Genomic DNA, 23079 nt, shown 5'->3' with positions numbered 1-23079 from the left:
GTGTGTGGGTGGGGTGGGGGGGCCGCACGCGAAGCCGCACCGCCGGCCCCACCCCGCCCCACCCGCCCCGCCGCCTAACTCACCCGCTCCGCCCGGTGGCGCACCTCCCGCAGCCGTACCTCCGCCGGCAGCCGGTCCAGCCCCGCCGAGCCGCGTGCATGGGCCACCGCCGCGTCGGCGAAGCGCAGGACGACCGTGCCGGGATCGGCGTGCGGGGCAAGCGCGAGAACGGCGCGTACGCGCGGTTCCGTACGGCGGCCGGTCAGGAGCGCGGCGGCCCCGTCAACGCCCTCCAGCGCCTCCGTCTCGGCCGTCAGCACCGCCTCCAGCGCCCGGCCGCGCAGCAGGGCGCCCTCGCCGTCCCCGCTGTCGACGAGGATCTCGTCCAGCCGGTGCCGGCGCAGCTGGGTCACCAGCCACCACAGCAGCAGCAGAACGAGCACCGCCAGGACGGCGATGACCACCGGCCACCACCAGCCGCGGTCCGTCCACCGGGTGCGGTCCTGTGCGGACAGCAGCACCTCGCCGGGCCGGGTCCAGGGCCAGCCCCGGGGCAGGTCCAGGTGCCACTTGGCGGGCAGGCCGAACCCGCCCATCAGCACCACTCCCCCGGTCCCCAGCAGCACCGCGCCGATCAGGCCCAGCAGCACCCGGTTGGTGCCTCTGCGTACCGTGCGCATCGCGCGCTCACCTCTTCTTCGGGCGCCGTACGTCGACGATCAGGTGCAGCCCATGGGCCAGCCCCAGCTGTTCGAGGCCGTCGCCGAGCGCCGTGTCGAGGTCGCCGCGGACCTCGTCCAGCTCGCGGAAGTGCGCGAGCGCCCGCGCTCTGGCCCTACGGCGGCCGACGGTCATCCGTACGGACTGCACACCGGCGACCTCCATGGCGCGGTCGCGCAGCACCAGGGCGGCGGCCGAACGGTCCAGGACGGCCCGGACACCGGGGGCGGTGCGGCGCATCGGCAGCACCTCGCGCAGACCGGGCGTGACCGCCAGCACGAGCAGCCAGATCCCGGCCAGCACCGCGGCCGCGGCGGCGCCCAGCACCCAGGGACTGTCCAGGTGACGGGTGGCCAGCTGGTGGGCGAGCCAGGTGCGCCAGGCCATCGCGGGGCGGCCGGCCCGTACCGCGGCCACGTCGTACAGCAGCATCCCCAGCGCGCCGAGCAGCACGAGGGCGACCAGCGCGGCCGGTACCCGCCGGGCCGACCAGGGGCGGCGTACGGTGCGGTCCTCGTCGCCCGTGTGCGTATAGGCCGCGCGCGAGCCGGACTGTTCCAGCCCGTCCCCGCCCCCCGGCGCCTTGTCGAGCGTCGGCAGCCGTACGGTGTCCGGCCGTTCCGCCGCACCGCCGGCGTGGTCCGCCCGGTCCGCGTCGTCTGCGTGGTCGCTCATCGCACCCTTTCCCGGTCCGCGCCCTCCAGCTGCGGGGAGCGCAGCCGCTCCACCTCCACCGCGACCTCCGGCACCTCCATGCTCGCCAACGCCCTTACCCGCTCGGTGACCTGACGACGCACCACCCGGCACTGCGCCCCGATGTCGCAGGGGTAGCCCAGCTCGACGGCGACCCGGACCCGGGCCTCGCCGAAATTCCGCCGGGTCTCACGGCGGTGGACGGTGACCGTCGCATGGGCGTCGGTGGGTGCGGTGGGAGCCGCCTCGCGCAGCGCCTCGCGCGCCGCCTGTGCGGCGATCTTGGCCACCACCCGGTCCGCGATTCTGGTCGCGCCCCGCTCGCCCGCCGGTACGGCAGGGGCGGCGGCGGGGGCCGCCCCGTAGACGGCTGCCACCCGGCCTCACCGCCGCCGGGTGTCGCGGCCGCCGGTCCGCGCGCGGAAGAAATCGCCGGCTTCCAGATCCCCGTCCAGGAATTTGCCGGCCACAAACCCTATGGCGCCCAGGGCCGCCACCAGGACGAACGCTCCGAACCCGCCGAAGTATCCGACGATGCCCAGCGCCATGCCGGCCAGCAGGCCGACCGCGGCCATGCTCATCGTGCGCTCCTTCGCTCTCCGCTCCGGGCGGGCCCTGCCGCTGTGGCCGGGCCCCGCTACTGAATGCGCGGCTCCGTTTCCTCTTCGTCTTCCTCGTCGGGCAGCTTGACGTCGCTGACCGCGATGTTGACCTCGACGACCTCCAGGCTCGTCATCCGCTCCACGGCGGAGATGACGTTCTCCCGGACGGCCCGCGCGACATCGGCGATGGAGACCCCGTACTCCACCACGATCTCCAGGTCCAGCGCCGTCTGCACCTCCCCGACCTCGGCCTTCACCCCGCGCGTCGCGGACGCCTTGCCGCCGCCGGGCACCCGCTCCCGTACGGCCCCCAGGGTCCGGGCGAAGCCGCTGCCCATGGCGTGCACGCCCACGACATCGCGCGCCGCCAGCCCGGCGATCTTCTCCACGACGCCGTCGGCGATGGTGGTACGCCCACGGGACCCGGGGTCGCCACCGCCGCGCTTGACCGGCTTCCGCGGGCCTTCGGGCATCTGCTGACTCTCGCTCATCGCCGTTCGTCCCTTTCCGGAGGGGTCGGGGCCTGAGGGGACGGAGGGGCCGCAGGGATCTGCGGCGGAAGGCAGCCGCCCCCGCTCCGCTCCCCACCCTAGGCCCGGTTTTACCGGCTCGCCCCGGTATGCGGCAGGTGGGTGAGACGGGTGCTCCGTACGGCCTCCTGCGTGGCACCGGCCTGCCGTACGGGCCGGACTGCGGCAGGCTGGGGGCACCGTCCGGAGAAGGGGTGAGGCTGGTGACCGCGAACCGATTGGCGCCGGCCGTACGGCAGCAGCTGGGCATCGGCCGGGTGCTGCCCCTGGGCGGGCCCGCGGACGGCTCATGGATCACCGAGCGCGCGGCCGCCGGAGCGCTGCGGGCGGCCGTGGGCGCACCGGCCGGGGCCCGCCTCGGCGCGCTGCGGCTGGCCGTCGCGGACCCCGGCAGCGCCCCGGAACCGTCCGTTCCGCCACCGCCGAGCGCACTGCCGCCGGGCCCGCTGCGCATCACGGCCGACCTCACCGCGCCCGGCGGCCGTCCGCTGCCCGCCCTCGCGGACGCGGTGCGCGCCGCCCTGCTGGAGGCGTCGGACCGGGAGCTGGGCCTGCTGGTGGGCCCGGTGGACCTACGGATCAGCGGGCTGCTGGAGGCCGGGGAGGCTCCCGCCCCGCCATCGCCACCCTTGGCGCCCGAAGCCCCGGCGCCCCCGGCCGGCAGCGCCGCGCAGGCGGACCGTACGGGAGCCGCGCAGGAGGGACCCGAAGGGATCGCCGCCGTCGCCCGCGGCGTCCCGGGCGTGGCCCGCCTCGCCCCCGCGCTCGGCGGCCGCTCCCGCCCCGTACGCCTGGACGCCGGCCACGCCCTCATCCAGCTGGCCACCGCGTCCGGCCATCGCGCCCTGGACGTCGCACGGGCGGTACGCGCAGCGGCGACGGCCGCCCCGGCGGCCCCGGAGACGGTCGCCGTCCTGGTGACGGCGGTCGGTCCGCACGCATGAGCGCCGGGCCGGCGGACAGGTCCTAGTCCCCCAGCCCGGCGAGATCGCGCAGCCGGCGCGCCTGGGCGGCCCGCTCCGCGGTGCGCTGCTCCTCGTAGGTACGGCCCGCGGCCCCGGCCAGCAGGGCCTTGGTCTCGATGACGGCGTCCCGCGGCGCGGCGATGAGCGCGGCCGCCAGGTCGGCCACCGCGCCGTCGAGCTCGTCCCCGGGCACCACCAGGTTGGCGAGGCCCACCCGCTCGGCCTCCTCGGCGTGCACGAAGCGCCCGGTGGCGCAGATCTCCAGCGCGCGGGCATAGCCCACCAGCCCGACCAGGGGATGTGTGCCCGTCAGGTCCGGCACCAGGCCCAGGCTGGTCTCGCGCATGGCGAACTGCACGTCCTCGGCCACGACCCGCAGATCGCAGGCGAGGGCGAGCTGGAAGCCCGCACCGATCGCATGGCCCTGGACAGCGGCGATGGACACCAGATCGGTGCGCCGCCACCAGGTGAACGCCTCCTGGTACTCCGCGATCGTGGCGTCCAGTTCGGTGTCCGCACCGCGTGCCAGATCGAGGAACGACGGCTCACCGTCGAACCCCTCCGGCGTGAACGCCTGCCGGTCGAGACCGGCGGAGAAGGACTTGCCCTCACCGCGCAGCACCACGATCCGTACATCACCCGGCAGCAGCGAACCCGCCTCGGCCAGCGCCCGCCACATGGCGGGCGACTGCGCATTGCGCTTGGCCGCGTTGGCGAGGGTCACCGTGGCGATGGTGTCGTCCACGGTGAGCCGCACACCGTCTTTGTCGAGCAGAGTCATCGAGCGCCTCCGAGTCAGCCGACCGCACCTGCGTGCGTAAGTGACTGAACGGTAACCTCCCGGCCGACTGCTCGACCGGCCGGGGGGAGAACCGTGGTTACCCGGAGTCGCGGACGTCAGGCAGAAGCGGCCTTCTTGCCCCTGGTGGCTCCGCCTCGACCGCGCAGGACCACACCGGATTCGCTGAGCATCCGGTGCACGAACCCATAGGAGCGACCGGTTTCCTCGGCCAGCGCCCGGATGCTCGCTCCGGAGTCGTACTTCTTCTTCAGGTCTGCCGCGAGCTTCTCGCGCGCGGCGCCGGTCACCCGGCTGCCCTTCTTCAGAGTCTCGGCCACCCGTGCCTCCTCATGGGAAGTGCGCTCTGGACTCTCATGATCACCCCTCCCCGGCTTCCTGGCCACCCATTCCGCAAGGGATATACGACGGGAATTGCCGCCGGATGCGCCGCCGGCCCGCCCGGAATTCCGCATTCCGTCCGTCTCGGCGGCCGGACCGCACTCCGGATTCCCGGAAAAGCGGCAGGTCAGGGGGGAGTACCGGGATATACGGCCGAAAAGGTGACGGCCGGGCCCGCCGGGGCCCGGCCGTGCCGCGCAGACTCGCCGATGTACGAGCCGTTCTCACGCAGATGATGGATCACGCGTAGGCCGAATGATCCAGACGGCATGATCCATACGCCGGTCAGGCCAGCGCGACCAGGTCCGCGTAGTCCTGGCCCCACAGGTCCTCGACGCCGTCGGGGAGCAGAATGATCCGCTCCGGCTGCAGCGCGTCCACCGCGCCCTCGTCGTGCGTCACCAGGACGACCGCACCGGTGAAGGTGCGCAGCGCGCCGAGGATCTCCTCGCGGCTGGCCGGGTCGAGGTTGTTGGTGGGCTCGTCGAGGAGCAGGACGTTCGCGGACGAGACCACCAGGGTCGCGAGCGCGAGACGGGTCTTCTCGCCGCCGGAGAGGACACCGGCCGGCTTGTCGACGTCGTCGCCGGAGAACAGGAAGGAGCCCAGCACCTTCCGGACGGCGACGAGGTCCATGTCCGGGGCGGCGGAGCGCATGTTCTCCAGGACCGTACGGTCCGCATCCAGGGTCTCGTGCTCCTGGGCGTAGTAGCCCAGCTTCAGGCCGTGACCGGGGACGACCTCGCCGGTGTCCGGCTTCTCGACGCCTGCGAGCAGCCGCAGCAGGGTGGTCTTGCCCGCGCCGTTGAGGCCCAGGATGACGACCCGGGAGCCCTTGTCGATGGCCAGGTCGACGTCGGTGAAGATCTCCAGGGACCCGTAGGACTTCGACAGGCCCTCGGCGGTCAGCGGCGTCTTGCCGCACGGCGCCGGGTCCGGGAAGCGCAGCTTGGCGACCTTGTCGGCGGCGCGCACCGACTCGAGGCCGGCGAGCAGCTTGTCGGCGCGCTTGGCCATGTTCTGCGCGGCGACGGTCTTGGTCGCCTTGGCCCGCATCTTGTCGGCCTGGGAGTTGAGCGCCGCGGCCTTCTTCTCGGCGTTCGCGCGCTCGCGCTTGCGGCGCTTCTCGTCGGCCTCGCGCTGCTGCTGGTAGAGCTTCCAGCCCATGTTGTAGATGTCGATCTGCGACCGGTTGGCGTCCAGGTAGAAGACCTTGTTGACGACGGTCTCGACCAGGTCGACGTCGTGGGAGATGACGACGAAGCCGCCGCGGTAGGTCTTGAGGTAGTCGCGCAGCCAGACGATCGAGTCGGCGTCGAGGTGGTTGGTCGGCTCGTCCAGGAGCAGGGTGTCGGAGTCCGAGAAGAGGATCCGGGCCAGCTCGACGCGGCGGCGCTGGCCGCCGGAGAGGGTGTGCAGCGGCTGGCCGAGGATGCGGTCGGGCAGGCCGAGGCTGGCGGCGATGGTCGCGGCCTCCGCCTCGGCGGCGTACCCGCCCTTGGTCAGGAACTCGGTCTCCAGGCGCTCGTACTTCTTCATCGCCTTTTCGCGGGTGGCGCCCTTGCCGTTGGCCATCCGGTCCTCGTTCTCGCGCATCTTGCGCAGCACGGTGTCCAGATCGCGGGCGGACAGGATGCGGTCGCGGGCCAGCACGTCCAGATCGCCGGTGCGCGGGTCCTGCGGCAGATAGCCCACCTGGCCGCCGCGGGTGACCGTGCCGGCAGCGGGGATGCCCTCGCCCGCCAGCACCTTGGTGAGGGTGGTCTTGCCCGCGCCGTTGCGGCCGACCAGGCCGATGCGGTCGCCCTTGGCGATACGGAAGGAAGCGGACTCGATGAGGATTCGGGCGCCGGCACGCAGCTCAAGGCCGGAGGCGGTGATCACGGAAAAGACTCCAGGGCAGGAAGACGGCGGGTTGGACGGACGGTCCGAGAGCGGTCAGCGCCGTCTAATGAACCCAAAGGAGAACTGCCATACAGGCAGTCTAACGGTGTTGTGCAACCGCTTTTCCCCCTGCGTTGAATCCGCAGGTCAGGAACGGTTTCCGAGGCATTGTCAGACCCCCCTGCGAGACTGTGACGCAGATCTCAGTGCATGAGGTCTCAACCCGGCGGGACGAGAGGGACGGTGAGGGCGATGACGGGTTCGGCAGCGGGGGCGCCCACGGTTTGCCCGGCGGTGCTCTACCGCGACGCCCGGGCGGCGATCCGGCTGCTGACGCAGGCGTTCGGGTTCCGCGAGGAGGCGGTCCACGAAGGTGAGGGCGGCGCGGTGCTGCATGCCGAGCTGTCGTACGGGGACGGGCGGGTGATGCTGGGCTCCAAGGGGCGCGGGGGTGTGTTCGACGCGGCGATGGAGGGCGCCGGGCCGGCTGCCGTGTATGTCGTGGTCGAGGACGCCGACGCGCATTGCGCGCGGGCCGAGGCGGCGGGCGCGGAGATCCTGATGCCGCCCACGGACCAGGAGTACGGCTCGCGCGACTACATGGCCCGGGACGGCGAGGGCAACGTCTGGAGCTTCGGGACGTACCGGCCGGGCGCCCCGTCATGAGGCGCCCGGCCGGCCTCTTACGCGCCGCCCGTGTGCACCTGGAACGCCGCGCGGCGCACGGCCTTGGCGAGCGCCGGGTCGGGGTGCGCCGCGGCCAGGGCGACCAGCACCTGGACGGTGCGGGGGTGGCCGACGGCGCGGACCTCCTCCAGGAGGCGCGGCACCGATCCCTGGACCGCCGAGTCGAGGTGCCGGACCAGGAGTTGGGTCTCCCCGTGGTCCGCGACGGCCGCCGCGGTGTCCACCCACAGCCAGGTCGACTCCTCGCGGGTGAGCACATCGGGCGCGGTCTCCGGGTCGCCGCCCTCGTGTTCGACCAGCCACAGCAGGGCGTACGGGCGCAGCGCCGGCTCGTCGGCGGCGGCGCGGACGGCGGGTTCGGCGGGGGCGCCGACGGCCCGCAGCGCCTCGAAGGCCAGGCCGCGCAGCAGCGCGTCCTCCCCGCGGGCCACGGTCAGCAGTTCCTCGACGGCGGCGCCGACCGCGCGGGCCGCGAGCCAGGCGCGGTATTCGGTGCGGGCCGGGCCCGGGGTGAGCCGGGCGCAGCCGCGCAGCATCGCCTCCGCGGACTGCTCGATATGGCCCGCCGGGCTCTGCGCGGCGACGCAGATCTGCTCCAGCTTGACCCACACCGCCCAGTTGCCCAGCGGCGTCAGCTGCGCCTCGTCGCTGCCGTAGGGCTCCTGGTGCGTGCCGCCGTGCGCACCGTCGGGGGCCTCATGCGGCGCGCCGCGGGGCGGGACCATCGCGCCCACGGTCGTCAGCGCGCCCAGCGCCCAGACCAGGAGCGCGGCGAGCGGGGCCCCCATGGCCTCGCTCGCCGTCCCCTCGGCGCGGTCGGCGTCAGCGGCGTCGACGGAGGGCTGTCCGTAGGGGACCTCGCAGCGTTCGGTGCGCAGCTCGGCGACGCGCTGTTCGAGCATGTCCAGCAGGGCGGGCAGCCGGACGGGCCCGGCCGACAGATACAGCAGGGAGAGCAACTGCGGTACCGCCTCGACGACTTCGGCGACGATCGCGGGACCGGCGCCGGACGGTGCGGGGCGGGCCAGCGACCAGGCGTCGAAGAGGGCGACCCAGCCGCGCAGGGCGGCGGTGTCGTCGCGGTCCCAGGCGCGCAGCCGCCAGCCGGGGCGGGCGACGCCGCCGTGCAGCTCGATGAGCCCGGCGAGCCGGGCGCGGTCCCAGTCGGCGCGGACCTGGTGCGGGGTCAGCCGCAGGTCCGCTGCGGCGCGTTCCACGGCGGCATGCGGGAGCGCTCCGTCGGGTTCGGCCCGCAGGCCCGCGCCGGTGGCGCCGGGACCGTCGGCCCAGCGGGCGAGGCGGGCCGCGCCGGCCAGCACGGCGCGGGCCTGGCGGGCCAGCTCCGCCGGGGCGGGGGTGCCCGCGGGCGGGCGGGGCGCCGGACGGGCGGCCCGGGTGGTCACCGCCCGGCGGGCGGCCGCAATCGGTTGGCCGGAGACGAGTCGGAGCCGGGAGTCGCGCGGAGTACGGGACGTCACAGGAGCAGTCTTGCCGCTGACGGCCCGAAAGCCCAATCGGAACCCCGCTTGCGGCATCGCCGGGGCGCGTCACCTCGCCGACCCATCCCCGATGTGGGGAGTTGTCCCTGCGTACACCCCGTGCACCCCGTACGGCCGCCGGTCGGCGGCGCGGCGGGGCCGCGGGCGGGGTCACATCAGCGGGGTCAGGAAGCGGCGCAGGGCCTCTTCGTAGCGGGTGGGGCCGGCGTTCCACATCGCGGCATGCGGGGCGTGCGGGACGGTCTGAAGGGTGATCAGGTCGGGCCGGCGGGCGGCGAAGGAGCGGGAGGCGGCCCAGGGGGCGAGGGTGTCGTCCGGGCCGTGGAAGAGGAGCGTGGGGACGGTCAGCGTGGCGGGGTCGACGGCGTCGGCGGGGCGGTGGACGGGCAGCCCGGTGATGCCCTCGGCGGCGCGGACGACCAGGGGCAGCAGGGCGCGCGGGACCCGCCGGGCGGAGGCCAGCGCGCGGACGGTGGCGTGCCGGTCGAGGACCGGGGAGTCCAGGACGAGTCCGCTGATGCGGTCGCGCAGCGCGGAGTGGGTGGCGGCGCGCAGCGCCATGGTGGCGCCGGTGGACCAGCCGTGGAGGACGACGTCGCGGGCGCCGTAGCGGACCGCATAGCGGATGGCGGCGTCCAGGTCGCGCCATTCGGCGTCGCCGAGGTGGTTGATGCCGTCGGTGGTGGCGGGGGCGCCCAGGTCGTTGCGGTAGGCGATGTCGAGGACCGGGAGGCGGTGGCCGTGCAGGAACGGCATGACGACCATGGGGTGTTCGCGGGTGGTGCCCAGGCCGTGTGCGGTGATGACCCAGGTGTCGCGGACGCCGGGGAGGAACCACGCGGGGAGGGGGCCGAGTTCGCCGGGGATGTCGATGTCGGCGCATTCGACGCCGAGGGCGTCGCGGGGGTTGCCGATGTGCACCTGCGGGGTCATCCGCATCCGGGCGCCCGGGCGCAGGGTGCCGTGGGTGACCCGGGTCAGGCGGCGGACGACCGTGTCGGGGGCGTGCGGGGAGCCGTGGACGACGGGGCCGATCACGGCGTGGCAGCCGGCGCCGGTCAGGCCGTAGACGCCGGGCCGCAGGGAGGCGAAACCGCGGGTCAGGGTGATCAGATCGTCGGTGAAGGAGTGAACGGTGAGGCGGGAGTCGCCGGGCAGGGGGTGCTCGGGGGACGGTTTCAGGGCAACATCGCCGGCGTACCGGCCGACCGCCACGGCGGCCGCCCCGGCGCCGAGCACGGACGTGGCGGCCACGGCTGCCGCGGTAGCCTTTCGCACCTTTCCAGTGTGCAAAGGGCCGCCGGGTGCGGCCAGCGGGGCGGGACGCGCGGGTGACGGGCGGGCGGCGGGGCCCGGTGGCGGCGGCCGGTCAGCCGGGCCGGCCGGGCTGGCCGTAGCCGCCGAGCTTGCCGCGGGCCTCGTCCAGCTGTCCGGGCGACAGCAGGCTGGGCGTATGCCCCGGCAGGGAGCTCGCGATCAGCCAGACGCGGCACAGCCACTCCAGCTGGGCGGTGCGGTCCAGGGCCTGGTCGAGGCTGTCGCCGTAGGCCATGGTGCCGTGGTTGCGGAGCAGGCAGCCGGTGCGGTCGCGGAGCGCGTCGAGCATGTGCGCGGCGAGCTCCTCGGTGCCGTAGAGGGCATAGGGGGCGACGCGTACCGGGCCGCCGAGGGCGCCGGTCATGTAGTGGACGGGCGGGAGCTCGGTGACGAGGGTGGAGACGGCGGTGGCGTAGGGGGCGTGGGTGTGGACGACGGCGGTGGCCGAGGTGTCGCGGTAGACCGCCAGATGCATGGGGAGTTCGCTGGTGGGGCGCAGGGAGCCGATGATCTGGACGCCGTCGAGGCCGACGGCGGTGAGGTCGCCGGGGCCGAGCCGGTCGTAGGGCACGCCGGTGGGGGTGACCAGGATCAGGTCCTTGATCCGGCAGGAGACGTTGCCGGAGGTGCCGACGACCAGGCCCTCGGCCACGGTGCGGCGGGCGGCGGCGACCAGCTCGCCCCAGGCTTCGGCGAGGCGGTCGGGGCGGTCCTTCGTCGGGCGGGGGGTGTCCTGCATGGTGTCCTCCGGCGCGGTGACGGCGGGCGGATGGGCGACGAGTGCGGTGCGGGCCACCGTACGGGCAGGCGGGGGCACGGTAGGGCACGGGCACGCTTGTCCGGTATCCGCTATATGGGGGTTACGGAGCGGTTGGTGGCGATTGGCCGAGGATCGACCGTCTTGTGTTGTTCGGCAGCCGGTGCCGGGCATGAGTGGTGGAGAGCCGGCGGCACGTGAGAGTCGGCACACCGGCAGCCCCGATCGGCGACCCCAAGGGGACCCATGCACCACCGCCCTCCCCCTCTCCCCGGCCGCTGGATACGCGGCTTCGGCAAGCGCAGCAAGATGGCCAAAGGGTGAGATGGAAGTGACAGCAGTGACTCCTCCGCGTGAACCATGCGGGGGTGTCATTGCCGAGCCCCTTCTCGTTCATCTTCCGTTCACCCACCGTCCCTACGGTCCGAGCGACACTGACCTTCGAACTGATTGCCTGGGTGAATGGAACACATCACGCTTCTCATCGGGATCGTGATCGTCACGGCCTTGGTGTTCGACTTTACGAACGGCTTCCACGACACGGCCAACGCAATGGCCACCACCATCTCCACCGGGGCATTGCGACCCAAGACCGCGGTGGCGATGTCGGCAGTCCTCAACCTCGTCGGCGCGTTCCTGTCCGTGGAGGTGGCGAAGACCATCTCCGGCGGCATCATCGACGAGAGCGCCGGAATCAGACCTGAAGTGATCTTCGCCGGTCTGGTCGGCGCGATCGTCTGGAATCTGCTGACCTGGCTCGCGGGCCTGCCCTCCAGCTCTTCGCACGCCCTCTTCGGCGGTCTGATCGGCGCGACGCTGGTGTCCGTGGGCACCGGCGGGGTCCACGGCAGCGCCGTGGTGATGAAGGTCCTGATCCCCGCGGTGGCCGCCCCGGTCGTCGCGGGCCTGGCCGCGATGGCCGCGACCCGGCTCACCTACCGGCTGACCCGTCACCGTGACGAGGCGGACACCGCCAAGGGCTACCGCGCCGGGCAGATCGCCTCGGCCGCCCTGGTCTCGCTCGCCCACGGCACCAACGACGCGCAGAAGACGATGGGTGTGATCACCCTCGCGCTGATCACCGGCGGTGTGGTCGCCCCGCACGCCGACCCGCCGCTGTGGGTCATCGCCTCGGCCGGTATGGCCATCGCGCTCGGCACGTACCTGGGCGGCTGGCGGATCATCCGCACGATGGGCAAGGGCATCACCGACATCCAGCCGCCGCAGGGCTTCGCCGCCCAGACCGGCGCCGCGGCCACCATCCTGGCCTCCTCGCACCTCGGCTTCGCGCTCTCCACCACCCAGGTCTGCTCCGGTTCCGTGATGGGTTCGGGCCTGGGCCGCAAGGGCGGCGTGGTGCGCTGGTCGACGGCCGGGCGGATGGTTCTCGCCTGGGGCCTGACGCTGCCCGCGGCCGGTGCGGTCGCGGCGGGCGCCGCGCTCCTGGCGACACAGGGCACCTGGGGCGTGACGGCGGTCGCCGTCCTCGGCCTCGGGGTCTGCGGTGCGATCTGGGCCGCCTCCCGGCGCAAGCCCATCGACCACACCAATGTCAACGAGGGCCCGGCCGAGGAGCCGGTGGGCGTGGTGACGGCCGCGCTGCAGACCGTCTCCCCTCCCCCGGCGGGCACCCTGGCCGCTCCGGTCACCGAGCCGGCCGAGCCGGCCGCCGGGCCGGACGGTGCCGCGGCACCGTCCACGCCCGCCCCGCGCAACAAGGCCGCGACGGCCGCCACCCGCTAGCGGTCCCACCGGCCGTCCTCCCGTAAGGAACACGGAACACATGAGCATCGACTGGGCAGCTCTCGGCCAGGTCTTCGGCGTCACTCTCGCGGTGACGGTCGGGATCGTGGGCCTGTTCACCGTCGGCATCGTCGGTACCTCCCGCAGGCCGGGCCAGGAGGGCGAGGCGGCCACGGCCACCGCTCCCGGCGCGGGTGCGCGGGCCGGGGCGATGGCCGCCTTCGCCCTGTGCGCGGCGGCCGTGGCGTACGGCATCTACCTGATCGTCGCCGCCTGAATCATCGCCGTCCGAGAGTCATCGCCGTCCGAGAGCCGGAAGCGGCGCTCACCGGACGACGCCGCTGAGCGCCTCATCCGCTTCCTTGGCCAGCCGGTCGGCGATGGCCGTGCCGCCCGGGCTGCTCAGGTATTGCGAGACCCGGATCTGCACGACCTTGCTGAAGGTCTGGTAGTGGGCGCTGCGCGGACGCGGCTGGGCCGCCCGCAGGGCCGCGTACAGCGTCCGGGTGTAGGGCGGCTCCTGGCCGGGCCGCGGCGCCGGCGGCCGGGTGGCGCCCTGCTCGCGCCGGGCGTCCCCGGGCGACAGCGGGCAGGTGGGAGCGCCCGGCCCTTCCCGGTACGCGGAGTCACGGGTGGCGGCGAACCCGCGCTCCAGGAGGCAGCGCTCGCTGCGCCGGCCGGTCAGCGCCTCGATCAACTCGCGGGCGCCCTCCGGCCGGGTGCTCTGCGCGGAGATCGCGAGGTTCTGCCCGCCCAGGACGGACATCCGTCTGCCGTCGGAGGGGCGGGCCGGCAGCTGGGCGACGTCGAACTTCTTGCCGGGGGTGAGTTTCTCGGCGACCGAGGCGTACTCGACGGGCCAGTTGCGCATGAACAGCGCACGGCCGTCGGCGAACCAGCGGCGGCTCTCGGTCTCGTCCATCGTCATGACCTCGTGCGGCATGATCCCGTCGTCGAGCCGGAGCTTGAGGTCGCCGACGCCCTGCTGCAGCGAGCCGACCTGCGCGCCCTTGGTGAAGCTGGTGGCGTCCGGGTCGCCGCCCGCGTACCAGGCCGCCTCCAGGGTGTTGACGGTCAGCCCTTCGTACGGCCGCAGCTGGGCGACCATGCCGTACATCGTGGGCGGTTTCTTCCCATGGTTCTGCCCCTTGCCGCTCCGGGCCGCCTTGCGGTTGTACGCCCCCGTGACCTGCTTGGCCCAGCTCTCCAGTTCGCCCCAGTTCGCCGGCGGCCGGTAATGATGGCCGTAGTCGGCGAGGATGTCCTTGCGGTAGTAGAGCAGCCCGGCGTCGGTGTTGAAGGGCACGCCCCACACCTTGCCGTCGTACTCCGCCGTCTTGACCACGCTGTCGAGGAAGTCGCCGTCCAGGCTGGTTCCCCAGGGGCGGATGACGCCCGCCTCGGCGAACTCCGCGGTCCAGGCGACATCGATGTTGAGGACGTCATAGCCGCCGTTGCCGGACTGCCCCGCGGCCAGCAGCTGGCTGCGCTGGCCGTCGGCGGTGTCGGGGAGCTGGACGATCCGCACCGTGCGGCCGGTGCGCTTCTCGAAGTCGCGGATCAGGTCCTGGCGGACGCCGGAGCTGCTGAGGTCGCTGCCGGTGGCCAGGACGATCGCGCCCTTCTCCGGGCCGGGCCCGGAGCCCGCAGTGCAGCCGCTCGCCGCCACCAGGGTCAGGCAGGCCAGCGCGGCGGTCAGCGTGGTGCGCGGTGCGGTCACTGCTCCTCCTTCGCGGCGGCGCCGATCGAGGCGACCAGTCCGGCGAGCTGATCGGGCGCTGTCGGGCCGTCGGACACACAGCGGCCGTTGGAGGTGCCGGCCAGCCACTGGAGGGCGAAGGTGTCGCACCCGGACCGGCCCATCGCCAGCGTCAGCACGGGCACCTCGGGTCCGTCCTTCAGCAGCCCGGTGAGCGTCTTCTCCACGTCCGCCGCCCGCCCCGGTCCGCCGTCGTCCTCGTCGAGGACGAGCACGATGGCGTTGTTGGTGCCCCCGGCCTTCTTCATGGTGCGTACGGCGGTGGTCAGCGCTTCCTCCATCGCGGCGCCGTGCTCGACCAGTCCGCCGCTCATCCGCTCCAGCGCGGCCTTGCCGCGGGCCGGCTCGGTGCTGCCGAGGGGCACCGCCTTGCGTACCGCAGAGCGGTCGTCGGAGCGCTCGCGGTCCGGGAAGGTCCACAGCCCGTACGTGTGGTGGGCGCCCGCCATCTCCATGACCCGGCTCGCCGCGCGGAGTGCGCGGGGCAGTTTGCCGCCGTCCGCCATGGAGGTGGAGGCGTCCATGAGGATCAGCAACTGGCTGGACTTCTGGGCCTTGTTGTAGCCGTCCAGCACCTTGGCCACCTGGTCCGGGTCCGCCGCGAAGGGGACGACGCGGGCGTGCGGATCGGTCTCCGCGCGGCTGTCGAGCAGCGGCGAGCCCTTCGCCGGCTGAGGCGTCGCACCGTTGTTGCCGGACACCCCGCGATAGCCCTGTTCGCTGAGGGTGCGCTGGCCGCCGCCGGGGTCGCGCAGCCACTGGGCGAACCGCTCGACCGCGGACTGCCGGGCGGCGGCGTCGGCGGCGCCGCGCCAGGCGACCCGGATCAGGGGGTGGTCGAGGGCCGGGACGTTCTTGGGGTAGTACGCGACGTAGCGGTCGCCGAGGGCGAGCGGGGACGCCAGGGCCGGGCAACTCCCCGTGGCACGGCCGAGGTTGAAATCGGCGAGGGACTTCTCGGAGACCAGCGGCGCGGACGTCCCGGCGTCCTTGGAGCCGGCCGCCGCGCCGCCGCCCGGGTCGTCGCTGCCGGGCCGCAGCGAGCACAGCAGCTCGGTGCTGCCCGCGTACTGGCTGCCCGGGGCGGAGAGCCGGCTCTCGGCACGGTCGGCGAGCGCCGGATCGGGAGCGGTGCCCGAGGGGCCGATGGCGGTGCCGTCGGCGGCCAGGTAGAGGCCGACGGTGTGCAGCAGGCCGGTGCCGGACAGCACGGGGCTGGGCCGCAGGAGTTTGAGGCGGCGGTGCCCGCCGTCGGTGCCGGCGAGCAGGTCGCGCCAGGAGGCGTCGGCCGGTTCGACGTCGTTCAGCCGTTTCGCCCACGGGATACCGACAACCAACGGGGTGTAGGCGACGGGGCCGGTGTTGTGCAGGGCCGCCGGGGATCCGGTGGCGGGCATACCGCGGCGGGCCTCGTCGTAGTCGGCGGTGGATTCGGGGATCCACAGGTCGGGCTGCGGGCCGGGCCGGTAGAGGGGGCCGGTCCCCTGGTCGTCCGGTGTGCCACTGCCGGCGCCCTGGGCCTCGCCCTGCCAGCGGCCGGCGGCGGCGAAGCCCCGGTCGGTCTGGTCCTTGGCGGCGGAGTAGACGGTGATCTGGGCGCGCCGGCAGCCGTCGGCATGGTCACCAATCCCCTCGCCGTCGAGGGGGCGGGTGTTGGCGCCGGACATCTCGTAGTCGAAGGCCGCCTGGCGCAGTGCGGGTTCGGCCTCGGGGGCGGTGAGCAGCCGCAGTTCGAGGGCCGGGCGGCAGGCCGGGGCGTCACCGGGGAGGTTCAGCAGGACGATGCCCCCGGTGGCCGGCACGAAGATGATCGCCAGGATGAGCAGCAGCCGGATCCAGTGCGCGCGCAACAGGTTGAGCCAGCGGCGTAAGCGGATGCGCAGCGGGACCGGGGGCCGGGCCCCGGGGGTGGCGAAGGAGAGGATGACGTCGTCGGTGGTGTTCTGCTTGGCGGAACGTGGCTCCCAGGCATCGTCCATCGGGGTCCGCTCGTCGGCGAGTTCCGCGCGCAGCTCCTGGACGAGATCGTCGAAGGTGACGGACTGCCTGTCCGCTATGCCGCGTTCGAGAACCCTGGTCACGGCGCGGGTGAAGACGCTGCCGCCGGCCGGCTCGTCGCCGCTGAAGATCCGGCGGTTGGGCTGCGCGGCCATCAGCAGCGACATGGGTTTGCGGGAGGAGTAGAAGGCCTCCCCGGCGTTCCCGGCGTAGCAGCACTCCAGGATGATCACGATCCGGTCGGCCCGTGCGTTGTCCAGATAGCGCAGCACCAGGTCCTGCCAGGAGACGGTCTTGTGGCGCCGTTCGGACGCGCCGACCATCAGCTGCAGATTGCCGCCGTCCGAGCCGACCCGGCCGTGCCCGGAGAAGTACACCAGCAGCAGTCCGCGCGCCTCGGCGGCGACCTCGTCCAGTGCTTGCTCCACCTCCCACGGCTCCTGCGGGGTGCAGATGCGGACCTCGTCCCGGGTGAACAGATCGGTGGCGGGATCGGTCAGGACCCGTTCGAGTGCCTCGGCGTTGTCCTTCACCGCGGGCAGCGGGCGCAGATTGCTGTAGTCGCTGACACAGATCAGCAGCGCGCGGTTGACCTTGCCGCGTGCGTCGTATTCGGACATCCCTCAGTCCTCGGCGCTGCTGCCGCCCTCGGCGCCGTCGAGCTCGCGCAGTCCGCCGCCTCCCTCACCGACCATGACAGAGGGCTGCTCGCCGGTGGCGCGCTCCTCCCTGCGCCGCCGCAGCCACTCCTGCAGGGCGATGCTCAGACCCTTGGTGACCTCCCCGGCGACCGCGCCGAGGACGACGAGGATCAGATCATCGACGCCGATGGCCATATCGGCCGGCCCGGTCTCGTCGCCGCCCTCCCCCTCGCCCGCCGGCCGGGGGCGGGAGGTCCACTCGTGCCGACGCCGTGTCAGCCATGGCTCCCGCTCCAGCCACGCCGTCAGATCCGCGGCGTCCTGTTCGGGGTTGTCCGTGCCCGTGATCCTGATACGGATCTCGTGGTGGTTCTCCTGCATCCCCCGCCCCCTTCCGGCGGATTCCTCGCCCGCCGTGCCCCAGATAGTGGCGCGGGACCGGGTGCGGGGGCAACCGTCGGTGACGGTCCGGCCACCCTGTGGCCCGTGCCACAGCCGCTGCCACAGGGCTGCGCCGCAGGTCAAGGGTGAGTTGACGGGCATTCGCGGGGCGTGGTGGACTGCCCGGGCCAATCGGCGACAGCAGAGGAAGTCCGGTGCGAATCCGGCGCGGTCCCGCCACTGTCACCGGGGAGCGTTCCTCCAGCGACGGCCACGGTCCGCCGCGCGGATGCCCGCAGGGCCGCCGCGTACGGGCTGGAAGGCCGGGGGAAACGCCGATCCGGGAGCCAGGAGACTCTCGTCGCCGTCACGTCGAGCCAGGGCGCGGACCCTGAGTGAGGACATATCGCCATGCCCGGCCGCCGTTCGAGATGCCCGCGCCCTGCCGTCGCCGTGTCCCTCCGAGGCCTGACGGCGGCCTGATCCGATGCGCGGCGAACACGCGGGATATGCGTGCGGCGCGGCCCTCGGCTTTCTCGGCGACCTGCTCGCGGCGGACCCCCGGCGCGGCCATCCGGTGGCCGCGTTCGGCCGGGCCGCGGGCGCGCTCGAGCGCCGTCTGTGGCGCGACCATCGCGGATACGGGGCGGCGCACGCGGTGTTGTGCGCGGGCGGCGCGGCCGCCGCGGCCGCACTCCTGCAGCGCACCGTACGCCACCCCCCGGCCCGGATCGCCCTGACCGCGGCCACCGTCTGGGCCGTCCTCGGCGGCACCTCGCTCGGCCGGGAGGCGCGAGCGGTCGGCCGTGCGCTGACGGCGGGCGACCTGGACGCGGCGCGGGAGCGGCTGCCGCATCTGTGCGGCCGGGATCCGCAGGCGCTGGACGGGCCGCAGATGGCCCGCGCGGTGGTGGAGTCGGTCGCCGAGAACACCTCGGACGCGGTGGTCGGCGCCCTGGTATGGGGCGCGTTGGGCGGTGTGCCCGGCCTGGTGGCGTTCCGTGCCGTCAACACCCTGGATGCGATGGTGGGCCACAAGTCGCCGCGCTACCGCCGGTTCGGCTGGGCATCGGCCCGTCTCGACGATGTCGCCGGCTGGCCGGGTTCCCGGCTGACCGCCGCGCTCACCGTTGCGGCGGGCCCCGACCGGCGCGGTGCGCTGCGGGCCTGGCGGGCGGACGGCGGCGCGCATCCGAGCCCCAACGCGGGCCCGGTGGAGGCCTCGTTCGCGGGCGCGCTCGGCATCCGGCTGGGCGGCACGCTGGCGTACGGCGGGCGGGTCGAGCACCGTCCGGTGCTCAACGGCGGAGCGTGGGCGCCCGCTGTGGCGGATATTGAGCGGGCGGTGCGGCTCTCGCGCCGGGTGAGCGTGCTGGCGCTGGTGACGACGGTGGCGGGACGACTTGCGTGCGCCGCGGTACGACGGAAAGGCAGGACCCGATGAGCGGGACGGTCGGCGGCGGCCTGTTGGTCGCCGGTACGACGTCGGATGCGGGCAAGAGCGTGGTGACGGCGGGCATCTGCCGCTGGCTGGCCCGGCAGGGGGTGAAAGTGGCCCCCTTCAAGGCCCAGAACATGTCGCTGAATTCGTTCGTGACGCGTCAGGGCGCGGAGATCGGCCGGGCGCAGGCGATGCAGGCCGCGGCCGCCCGCGTCGAACCGTCCGCGCTGATGAACCCGGTACTGCTGAAGCCGGGCGGCGACCGCAGCAGCCAGGTGGTGCTGCTGGGGAAGCCGGTGGGTGAGCTGAGCGCCCGCGGCTACCATGCGGGGCGGCAGGAGCAGTTGCTGGGCACCGTGACCGACTGCCTCGCCGAACTGCGCCGTACCCACGACGCGGTGATCTGCGAGGGCGCCGGCAGCCCCGCCGAGATCAATCTGCGCCGCACCGACATCGTCAACATGGGCATCGCCCGCGCGGCCCGCATCCCGGTCGTGGTGGTCGGCGACATCGACCGCGGCGGCGTCTTCGCCTCCTTCTTCGGGACCACGGCGCTGCTGTCCCGGGAGGATCAGGAGCTGGTGGCGGGGTATCTCGTCAACAAGTTCCGGGGCGATGTGACGCTGCTGGAGCCCGGACTGGAGATGATGCGGCAGCTGACCGGACGGCCGACGCTGGGCGTGCTGCCGTACGCGCACGGGCTCGGCATCGACGAGGAGGACGGGCTGCGGGTGTCCCTGCGCGGGGCGGTCCGCGAGTCGGTGGTCGCACCGCCGCACGGCGCGGACGTCCTGCGGGTCGCGGTGTGTGCCGTGCCGCTGATGTCCAACTTCACGGACGTGGACGCGCTGGCGGCCGAACCGGGTGTGGTGGTGCGCTTCGTGGACCGCGCCGAGGAGCTGGCGGACGCGGACCTGGTGGTGCTGCCCGGCACCCGCGGAACCGTCCGCGCGCTGGCGTGGCTGCGCGAGCGCGGACTGGCGGACGCGATCGCCCGGCGGGCCGCGGAGGGGCGCCCGGTGCTGGGCATCTGCGGCGGATTCCAGATGCTGGGCGAACGCATCGAGGACGAGGTCGAGTCGAAGGCGGGGACGGTCGGGGGGCTGGGGCTGCTGCCGGTGCGGGTGCGGTTCGCGGCGGAGAAGACCCTCGCCCGGCCGGTCGGCGAGGCGCTGGGCGAGCCGGTGGAGGGGTACGAGATCCACCATGGCGTGGCCGAAGTGGCAGGGGGTGAAGAGGCGTTCTTGGACGGCTGCCGGGTCGGCTCCGTCTGGGGCACCCACTGGCACGGCTCCCTGGAGAGCGACGCCTTCCGGCGGGCGTTCCTGCGCCGGGTGGCCGCCGACGCGGGCCGGGCGTTCGTACCGGCCCCGGACACCAGTTTCGGCGCACTGCGCGAGGAACAGCTGGACCGGCTCGGCGATCTGATCGAGGAGCACGCGGACACGGACGCGCTGCTGCGGCTGATCGAGAAGGGGGTGCCGGAGGGGCTGCCGTTCGTGCCTCCGGGGGCGCCCCGCCCTGTTGACGCGTCCGACCACAGCGATTCCCTTGAAGGAGGGCGCACCACATGAGCACCCGGTACCCGTTCACCGCCGTCGTCGGCATGGACGACCTGCGGCTGGCGCTGCTGCTGAACGCCGTCAGCCCCGCGGTGGGCGGCGTTCTCGTCCGCGGCGAGAAGGGCACAGCGAAGAGCACCGCCGTACGGGCGCTCGCGGATCTGCTGCCCGGGGTGCCCGTGGTGGCGGGCTGCCGCTTCAGCTGCGACCCCGCGGCGCCCGACGGGCAGTGCCCCGACGGCCCGCACGAGGCCGCGCCGGCCGCGTCCCGCCCGGCCCGTATGGTCGAGCTCCCGGTGGGCGCCTCCGAGGACCGGCTCGTCGGTGCGCTCGACATCGAGCGGGCGCTGGCGGAGGGCGTGAAGGCCTTCGAGCCGGGCCTGCTGGCGGACGCGCACCGCGGCATCCTGTACGTGGACGAGGTCAATCTGCTCCACGACCACCTGATCGACCTGCTGCTCGACGCCGCCGCCATGGGCGCCTCCTACGTGGAGCGCGAGGGCGTCTCCGTACGGCATGCGTCCCGTTTCCTCCTGGTCGGCACCATGAACCCCGAAGAGGGCGAACTGCGGCCGCAGTTGCTCGACCGTTTCGGGCTGACCGTCGAGGTCGCGGCCTCCCGGGAGCCGGAGCAGCGGGTGGAGGTGGTACGGCGCCGGCTGGCGTACGACGACGATCCGGCCGCCTTCGCCGCGCGCTGGGCGGACGAGGAGGCGGCGCTGCGGGAGCGGATCGTCGCCGCGCGGGATCTGCTGCCGTCCGTCCGGCTCGGCGACACGGCGCTCCGCCAGATCGCCGCGACCTGCGCCGCGTTCGAGGTGGACGGGATGCGGGCGGACATCGTGATGGCCCGTACGGCGACGGCGCTGGCCGCGTGGGCGGGGCGGTCCGAGGTGCTGGCCGAGGATGTGCGGCAGGCGGCGCTGCTGGCGCTGCCGCACCGCAGGCGCCGCAATCCCTTCGATGCGCCGGGCCTCGACGAGGACAAGCTCGACGAGGTGCTGGAGGAGTCCGGCGGGGCGGACGGGGACGACGGCCCCGGGCCGGAGGGGCCGCAGGGGCCGGACGACGGGCCGGACGGGCCCGAGGGCGGGCCGGACGGGCCCGGTCCCGGGGGTGTGCCGCCGCAGGACCGCGGGCAGCAGGCGCCGGAGCAGACACCGTCCGCCGAGCCCGGGCCGGACGGCGGCGACGCCCCGGCGCCGCTCCCCGAACAGCCCGCCGCCGCACCTGGTGCGCAGCAGGCCGCCGTCGGTGCCACCGAGCCGTTCCGCACCCGCCGCCTGGACGTGCCGGGCCTGGGCGAGGGGGCCGACGGCCGCCGCTCCCGGGCCCGTACCGCGCACGGCCGGACGACCGGGGCCCGGCGTCCCCAAGGCGCCCTGGGCAGGCTGCACCTGGCGGCGACCGTGCAGGCCGCGGCGCCGCATCAGCGGGCGCGCGGTCGCAGCGGGCGGGGGCTGGTGGTGCGCCGGGACGATCTGCGCGAGGCGGTGCGCGAGGGACGGGAGGGCAATCTGGTCCTGTTCGTCGTGGACGCGTCCGGGTCGATGGCGGCGCGCAAGCGGATGAGCGCGGTCAAGGGCGCGGTGCTCTCGCTGCTGCTGGACGCGTACCAGCGGCGCGACAAGATCGGTCTGATCACCTTCCGGGGGAAGGACGCCGAGCTGGCGCTGCCCCCGACCTCGTCGGTGGAGGCGGGCGCCGTCCGGCTGGAGTCGCTGCCCACCGGTGGCCGTACGCCGCTGGCCGCGGGCCTGCTCAAGGCCCATGAGGTGCTGCGGGTGGAGCGGATGCGGGACCCCTCGCGCCGTCCGCTGCTGGTGGTCGTCACCGACGGGCGGGCGACCGGCGGCCCGGAGCCGGTGCGGCAGGCGGCCCGTGCGGCGCGTCTGCTGGCCGCCGGGGGCACCGCCTCGGTCGTGGTGAACTGCGAGGCCGGGCCCGTACGGCTGGGGCTGGCGGCCGGGCTGGCCCGGGAGCTGGCGGGCACGGCCGTCACCCTCGACGAGCTGCGCGCGGACAGCGTCTCCGCGCTCGTCCACACCGTCCAGGGCAAACACACCGTCGAGGGCAAACACACCGTTCAAGGCAATCGGAGGGCCGCGTAATGCCGCAGGGACAACCGACCGTCGTACCGGACGACGGACTCACCACCCGCCAGCGCCGCAACCGCCCGCTGGTTTTCGTGCACACGGGCATCGGCAAGGGCAAGTCGACGGCGGCCTTCGGGCTGGCGCTGCGCGCCTGGAACCAGGGCTGGCCGGTCGGGGTGTTCCAGTTCGTGAAGTCGGCGAAGTGGAAGGTCGGCGAGGAGAACGCACTGAAGGTCCTCGGCGCCTCCGGCGAGGGCGGCACCGTCGCCTGGCACAAGATGGGCGAGGGCTGGTCGTGGGTGCAGCGCGGCCTCCACGGCGACAACACGGACAACGAGGAGAAGGCCCGCGAGGGCTGGGAGCAGGTGAAGCGCGACCTGGCCGCCGAGACGTACAAGCTGTACGTGCTCGACGAGTTCGCCTACCCGCTGCACTGGGGCTGGATCGACGTCGACGAGGTGGTGGAGGTGCTGCGCAACCGTCCAGGCACCCAGCACGTCGTCATCACCGGCCGCAACGCCCCGGAGAAGCTGGTCGAGTTCGCGGATCTCGTCACCGACATGTCGAAGGTGAAGCACCCGATGGACGCGGGCCAGAAGGGCCAGCGGGGCATCGAGTGGTGAA

Annotated in this window: 22 protein-coding genes and 1 riboswitch; of the genes, 8 read left to right on the top strand and 14 right to left on the bottom strand. The window is 73.9% G+C overall.

Features of this window, described 5'->3' with window-relative positions; genetic code table 11:
• Nucleotides 1-74: 74 nt before the first annotated feature.
• From amaP to ADL29_RS31475, 5 genes are read right to left on the bottom strand one after another with little or no spacing between them, the layout of a single operon-like run.
• Nucleotides 75-680, bottom strand: a complete 606-nt coding sequence (gene amaP / locus ADL29_RS31495) for an alkaline shock response membrane anchor protein AmaP (protein WP_053926956.1) — start codon at nucleotides 678-680, stop codon at nucleotides 75-77.
• Nucleotides 681-687: 7 nt separating this feature from the next.
• Nucleotides 688-1395 carry a DUF6286 domain-containing protein gene (locus tag ADL29_RS31490; protein ID WP_053926955.1) on the bottom strand — a complete coding sequence of 236 codons (708 nt, stop codon included), beginning with the start codon at nucleotides 1393-1395 and terminating at the stop codon, nucleotides 688-690.
• Entirely contained in the window at nucleotides 1392-1790 is a 399-nt protein-coding gene (locus ADL29_RS31485; protein WP_053926954.1) for a hypothetical protein, read from the bottom strand. The genes ADL29_RS31490 and ADL29_RS31485 overlap by 4 nt, the downstream gene beginning before the upstream one ends.
• A 6-nt stretch (nucleotides 1791-1796) precedes the next feature.
• Nucleotides 1797-1994 carry a hypothetical protein gene (locus ADL29_RS31480; protein ID WP_053926953.1) on the bottom strand — a complete coding sequence of 66 codons (198 nt, stop codon included), beginning with the start codon at nucleotides 1992-1994 and terminating at the stop codon, nucleotides 1797-1799.
• A 56-nt stretch (nucleotides 1995-2050) separates the two neighbouring features.
• Nucleotides 2051-2506, bottom strand: a complete 456-nt coding sequence (locus ADL29_RS31475) for an Asp23/Gls24 family envelope stress response protein (protein WP_053926952.1) — start codon at nucleotides 2504-2506, stop codon at nucleotides 2051-2053.
• Between the two features lie 242 nt (nucleotides 2507-2748).
• On the opposite strand from ADL29_RS31475, the gene ADL29_RS31470 reads away from it, so the two are divergent.
• A complete protein-coding gene (locus ADL29_RS31470) occupies nucleotides 2749-3489 on the top strand; it encodes a hypothetical protein (RefSeq protein ID WP_053926962.1) in 741 nt (246 codons plus the stop codon).
• A 22-nt stretch (nucleotides 3490-3511) separates the two neighbouring features.
• On the opposite strand, the gene ADL29_RS31465 is transcribed toward ADL29_RS31470, so the two are convergent.
• The 3 genes from ADL29_RS31465 to ADL29_RS31455 form a co-directional block, all read right to left on the bottom strand.
• Nucleotides 3512-4291, bottom strand: coding sequence for an enoyl-CoA hydratase/isomerase family protein (locus tag ADL29_RS31465; RefSeq protein WP_046928667.1), 780 nt, complete (start codon nucleotides 4289-4291; stop codon nucleotides 3512-3514).
• Between the two features lie 116 nt (nucleotides 4292-4407).
• Entirely contained in the window at nucleotides 4408-4629 is a 222-nt protein-coding gene (locus ADL29_RS31460; protein ID WP_006606369.1) for a helix-turn-helix domain-containing protein, read from the bottom strand.
• A gap of 346 nt (nucleotides 4630-4975) precedes the next feature.
• Nucleotides 4976-6574 (bottom strand): ABC-F family ATP-binding cassette domain-containing protein, encoded by a 1599-nt coding sequence (locus ADL29_RS31455; RefSeq protein ID WP_046928666.1) that lies wholly within the window; start codon nucleotides 6572-6574, stop codon nucleotides 4976-4978.
• A gap of 252 nt (nucleotides 6575-6826) precedes the next feature.
• Here ADL29_RS31455 and ADL29_RS31450 point away from each other — a divergent pair, with 252 nt between their 5' ends.
• The gene (locus tag ADL29_RS31450; RefSeq protein ID WP_053926961.1) at nucleotides 6827-7240 is read left to right on the top strand and encodes a VOC family protein; all 414 of its coding nucleotides are present in this window, start codon (nucleotides 6827-6829) and stop codon (nucleotides 7238-7240) included.
• Nucleotides 7241-7257: 17 nt separating this feature from the next.
• Here the strand turns inward: ADL29_RS31450 and ADL29_RS31445 are convergent, their stop codons facing one another.
• The 3 genes from ADL29_RS31445 to ADL29_RS31435 all read right to left on the bottom strand — a co-directional run bounded on the left by ADL29_RS31445 (nucleotide 7258) and on the right by ADL29_RS31435 (nucleotide 10816).
• The gene (locus tag ADL29_RS31445) at nucleotides 7258-8739 is read right to left on the bottom strand and encodes a hypothetical protein (RefSeq protein ID WP_053926951.1); all 1482 of its coding nucleotides are present in this window, start codon (nucleotides 8737-8739) and stop codon (nucleotides 7258-7260) included.
• 171 nt (nucleotides 8740-8910) lie between these two features.
• Nucleotides 8911-10038 carry an alpha/beta hydrolase gene (locus ADL29_RS31440; protein ID WP_053926950.1) on the bottom strand — a complete coding sequence of 376 codons (1128 nt, stop codon included), beginning with the start codon at nucleotides 10036-10038 and terminating at the stop codon, nucleotides 8911-8913.
• Between the two features lie 91 nt (nucleotides 10039-10129).
• On the bottom strand, nucleotides 10130-10816 hold the full coding sequence (locus ADL29_RS31435; RefSeq protein WP_053926960.1) for a class II aldolase/adducin family protein: 687 nt from the start codon (nucleotides 10814-10816) through the stop codon (nucleotides 10130-10132).
• Between the two features lie 480 nt (nucleotides 10817-11296).
• On the opposite strand from ADL29_RS31435, the gene ADL29_RS31430 reads away from it, so the two are divergent.
• Both ADL29_RS31430 and ADL29_RS31425 read left to right on the top strand, forming a co-directional pair.
• A complete protein-coding gene (locus ADL29_RS31430; protein ID WP_053926949.1) occupies nucleotides 11297-12577 on the top strand; it encodes an inorganic phosphate transporter in 1281 nt (426 codons plus the stop codon).
• Nucleotides 12578-12617: 40 nt separating this feature from the next.
• Complete coding sequence (locus tag ADL29_RS31425) at nucleotides 12618-12854, top strand: hypothetical protein (RefSeq protein ID WP_053926948.1); 237 nt, start codon at nucleotides 12618-12620, stop codon at nucleotides 12852-12854.
• Nucleotides 12855-12902: 48 nt separating this feature from the next.
• Here ADL29_RS31425 and ADL29_RS31420 read toward each other — a convergent pair whose 3' ends face one another.
• The 3 genes from ADL29_RS31420 to ADL29_RS31410 are packed head-to-tail and all read right to left on the bottom strand — an operon-like array spanning nucleotide 12903 to nucleotide 17356.
• The gene (locus ADL29_RS31420; protein ID WP_053926947.1) at nucleotides 12903-14297 is read right to left on the bottom strand and encodes an extracellular solute-binding protein; all 1395 of its coding nucleotides are present in this window, start codon (nucleotides 14295-14297) and stop codon (nucleotides 12903-12905) included.
• Nucleotides 14294-16954 (bottom strand): caspase family protein, encoded by a 2661-nt coding sequence (locus ADL29_RS31415; protein WP_053926946.1) that lies wholly within the window; start codon nucleotides 16952-16954, stop codon nucleotides 14294-14296. The genes ADL29_RS31420 and ADL29_RS31415 overlap by 4 nt, the downstream gene beginning before the upstream one ends.
• A gap of 3 nt (nucleotides 16955-16957) precedes the next feature.
• Nucleotides 16958-17356, bottom strand: coding sequence for a hypothetical protein (locus ADL29_RS31410; RefSeq protein WP_053926945.1), 399 nt, complete (start codon nucleotides 17354-17356; stop codon nucleotides 16958-16960).
• A gap of 205 nt (nucleotides 17357-17561) precedes the next feature.
• A riboswitch (cobalamin riboswitch) is annotated at nucleotides 17562-17713 on the top strand.
• A 130-nt stretch (nucleotides 17714-17843) separates the two neighbouring features.
• Between ADL29_RS31410 and ADL29_RS31405 the strand changes: the two genes are divergently transcribed.
• From ADL29_RS31405 to cobO, 4 genes are read left to right on the top strand one after another with little or no spacing between them, the layout of a single operon-like run.
• Nucleotides 17844-18800, top strand: a complete 957-nt coding sequence (locus ADL29_RS31405) for a cobalamin biosynthesis protein (RefSeq protein ID WP_053926944.1) — start codon at nucleotides 17844-17846, stop codon at nucleotides 18798-18800.
• A complete protein-coding gene (locus tag ADL29_RS31400) occupies nucleotides 18797-20371 on the top strand; it encodes a cobyric acid synthase (protein ID WP_053926943.1) in 1575 nt (524 codons plus the stop codon). The genes ADL29_RS31405 and ADL29_RS31400 overlap by 4 nt, the downstream gene beginning before the upstream one ends.
• Complete coding sequence (locus tag ADL29_RS31395; RefSeq protein ID WP_053926942.1) at nucleotides 20368-22470, top strand: putative cobaltochelatase; 2103 nt, start codon at nucleotides 20368-20370, stop codon at nucleotides 22468-22470. The genes ADL29_RS31400 and ADL29_RS31395 overlap by 4 nt, the downstream gene beginning before the upstream one ends.
• Nucleotides 22470-23078 (top strand): cob(I)yrinic acid a,c-diamide adenosyltransferase, encoded by a 609-nt coding sequence (gene cobO / locus ADL29_RS31390; protein WP_053926941.1) that lies wholly within the window; start codon nucleotides 22470-22472, stop codon nucleotides 23076-23078. Before ADL29_RS31395 ends, cobO begins: the two co-directional genes overlap by 1 nt.
• Nucleotide 23079: the final 1 nt, after the last annotated feature.

Source organism: Streptomyces chattanoogensis, assembly GCF_001294335.1.
Taxonomy (GTDB): domain Bacteria; phylum Actinomycetota; class Actinomycetes; order Streptomycetales; family Streptomycetaceae; genus Streptomyces; species Streptomyces chattanoogensis.
Note: the sequence above shows the minus strand (reverse complement) of the source record. Positions and strands in the feature narration are given on the sequence as shown.

What these genes read in the sequence shown, in the direction of transcription:
- amaP (WP_053926956.1), bottom strand. Translation starts at nt 680, where the DNA reads ATGCGCACGGTACGCAGAGGCACCAACCGGGTGCTGCTGGGCCTGATC.
- ADL29_RS31490 (WP_053926955.1), bottom strand. Translation starts at nt 1,395, where the DNA reads ATGAGCGACCACGCAGACGACGCGGACCGGGCGGACCACGCCGGCGGT.
- ADL29_RS31480 (WP_053926953.1), bottom strand. Translation starts at nt 1,994, where the DNA reads ATGAGCATGGCCGCGGTCGGCCTGCTGGCCGGCATGGCGCTGGGCATC.
- ADL29_RS31475 (WP_053926952.1), bottom strand. Translation starts at nt 2,506, where the DNA reads ATGAGCGAGAGTCAGCAGATGCCCGAAGGCCCGCGGAAGCCGGTCAAG.
- ADL29_RS31465 (WP_046928667.1), bottom strand. Translation starts at nt 4,291, where the DNA reads ATGACTCTGCTCGACAAAGACGGTGTGCGGCTCACCGTGGACGACACC.
- ADL29_RS31450 (WP_053926961.1), top strand. Translation starts at nt 6,827, where the DNA reads ATGACGGGTTCGGCAGCGGGGGCGCCCACGGTTTGCCCGGCGGTGCTC.
- ADL29_RS31435 (WP_053926960.1), bottom strand. Translation starts at nt 10,816, where the DNA reads ATGCAGGACACCCCCCGCCCGACGAAGGACCGCCCCGACCGCCTCGCC.
- ADL29_RS31430 (WP_053926949.1), top strand. Translation starts at nt 11,297, where the DNA reads ATGGAACACATCACGCTTCTCATCGGGATCGTGATCGTCACGGCCTTG.
- ADL29_RS31425 (WP_053926948.1), top strand. Translation starts at nt 12,618, where the DNA reads ATGAGCATCGACTGGGCAGCTCTCGGCCAGGTCTTCGGCGTCACTCTC.
- ADL29_RS31415 (WP_053926946.1), bottom strand. Translation starts at nt 16,954, where the DNA reads ATGTCCGAATACGACGCACGCGGCAAGGTCAACCGCGCGCTGCTGATC.
- ADL29_RS31410 (WP_053926945.1), bottom strand. Translation starts at nt 17,356, where the DNA reads ATGCAGGAGAACCACCACGAGATCCGTATCAGGATCACGGGCACGGAC.
- ADL29_RS31405 (WP_053926944.1), top strand. Translation starts at nt 17,844, where the DNA reads ATGCGCGGCGAACACGCGGGATATGCGTGCGGCGCGGCCCTCGGCTTT.
- ADL29_RS31400 (WP_053926943.1), top strand. Translation starts at nt 18,797, where the DNA reads ATGAGCGGGACGGTCGGCGGCGGCCTGTTGGTCGCCGGTACGACGTCG.
- ADL29_RS31395 (WP_053926942.1), top strand. Translation starts at nt 20,368, where the DNA reads ATGAGCACCCGGTACCCGTTCACCGCCGTCGTCGGCATGGACGACCTG.
- cobO (WP_053926941.1), top strand. Translation starts at nt 22,470, where the DNA reads ATGCCGCAGGGACAACCGACCGTCGTACCGGACGACGGACTCACCACC.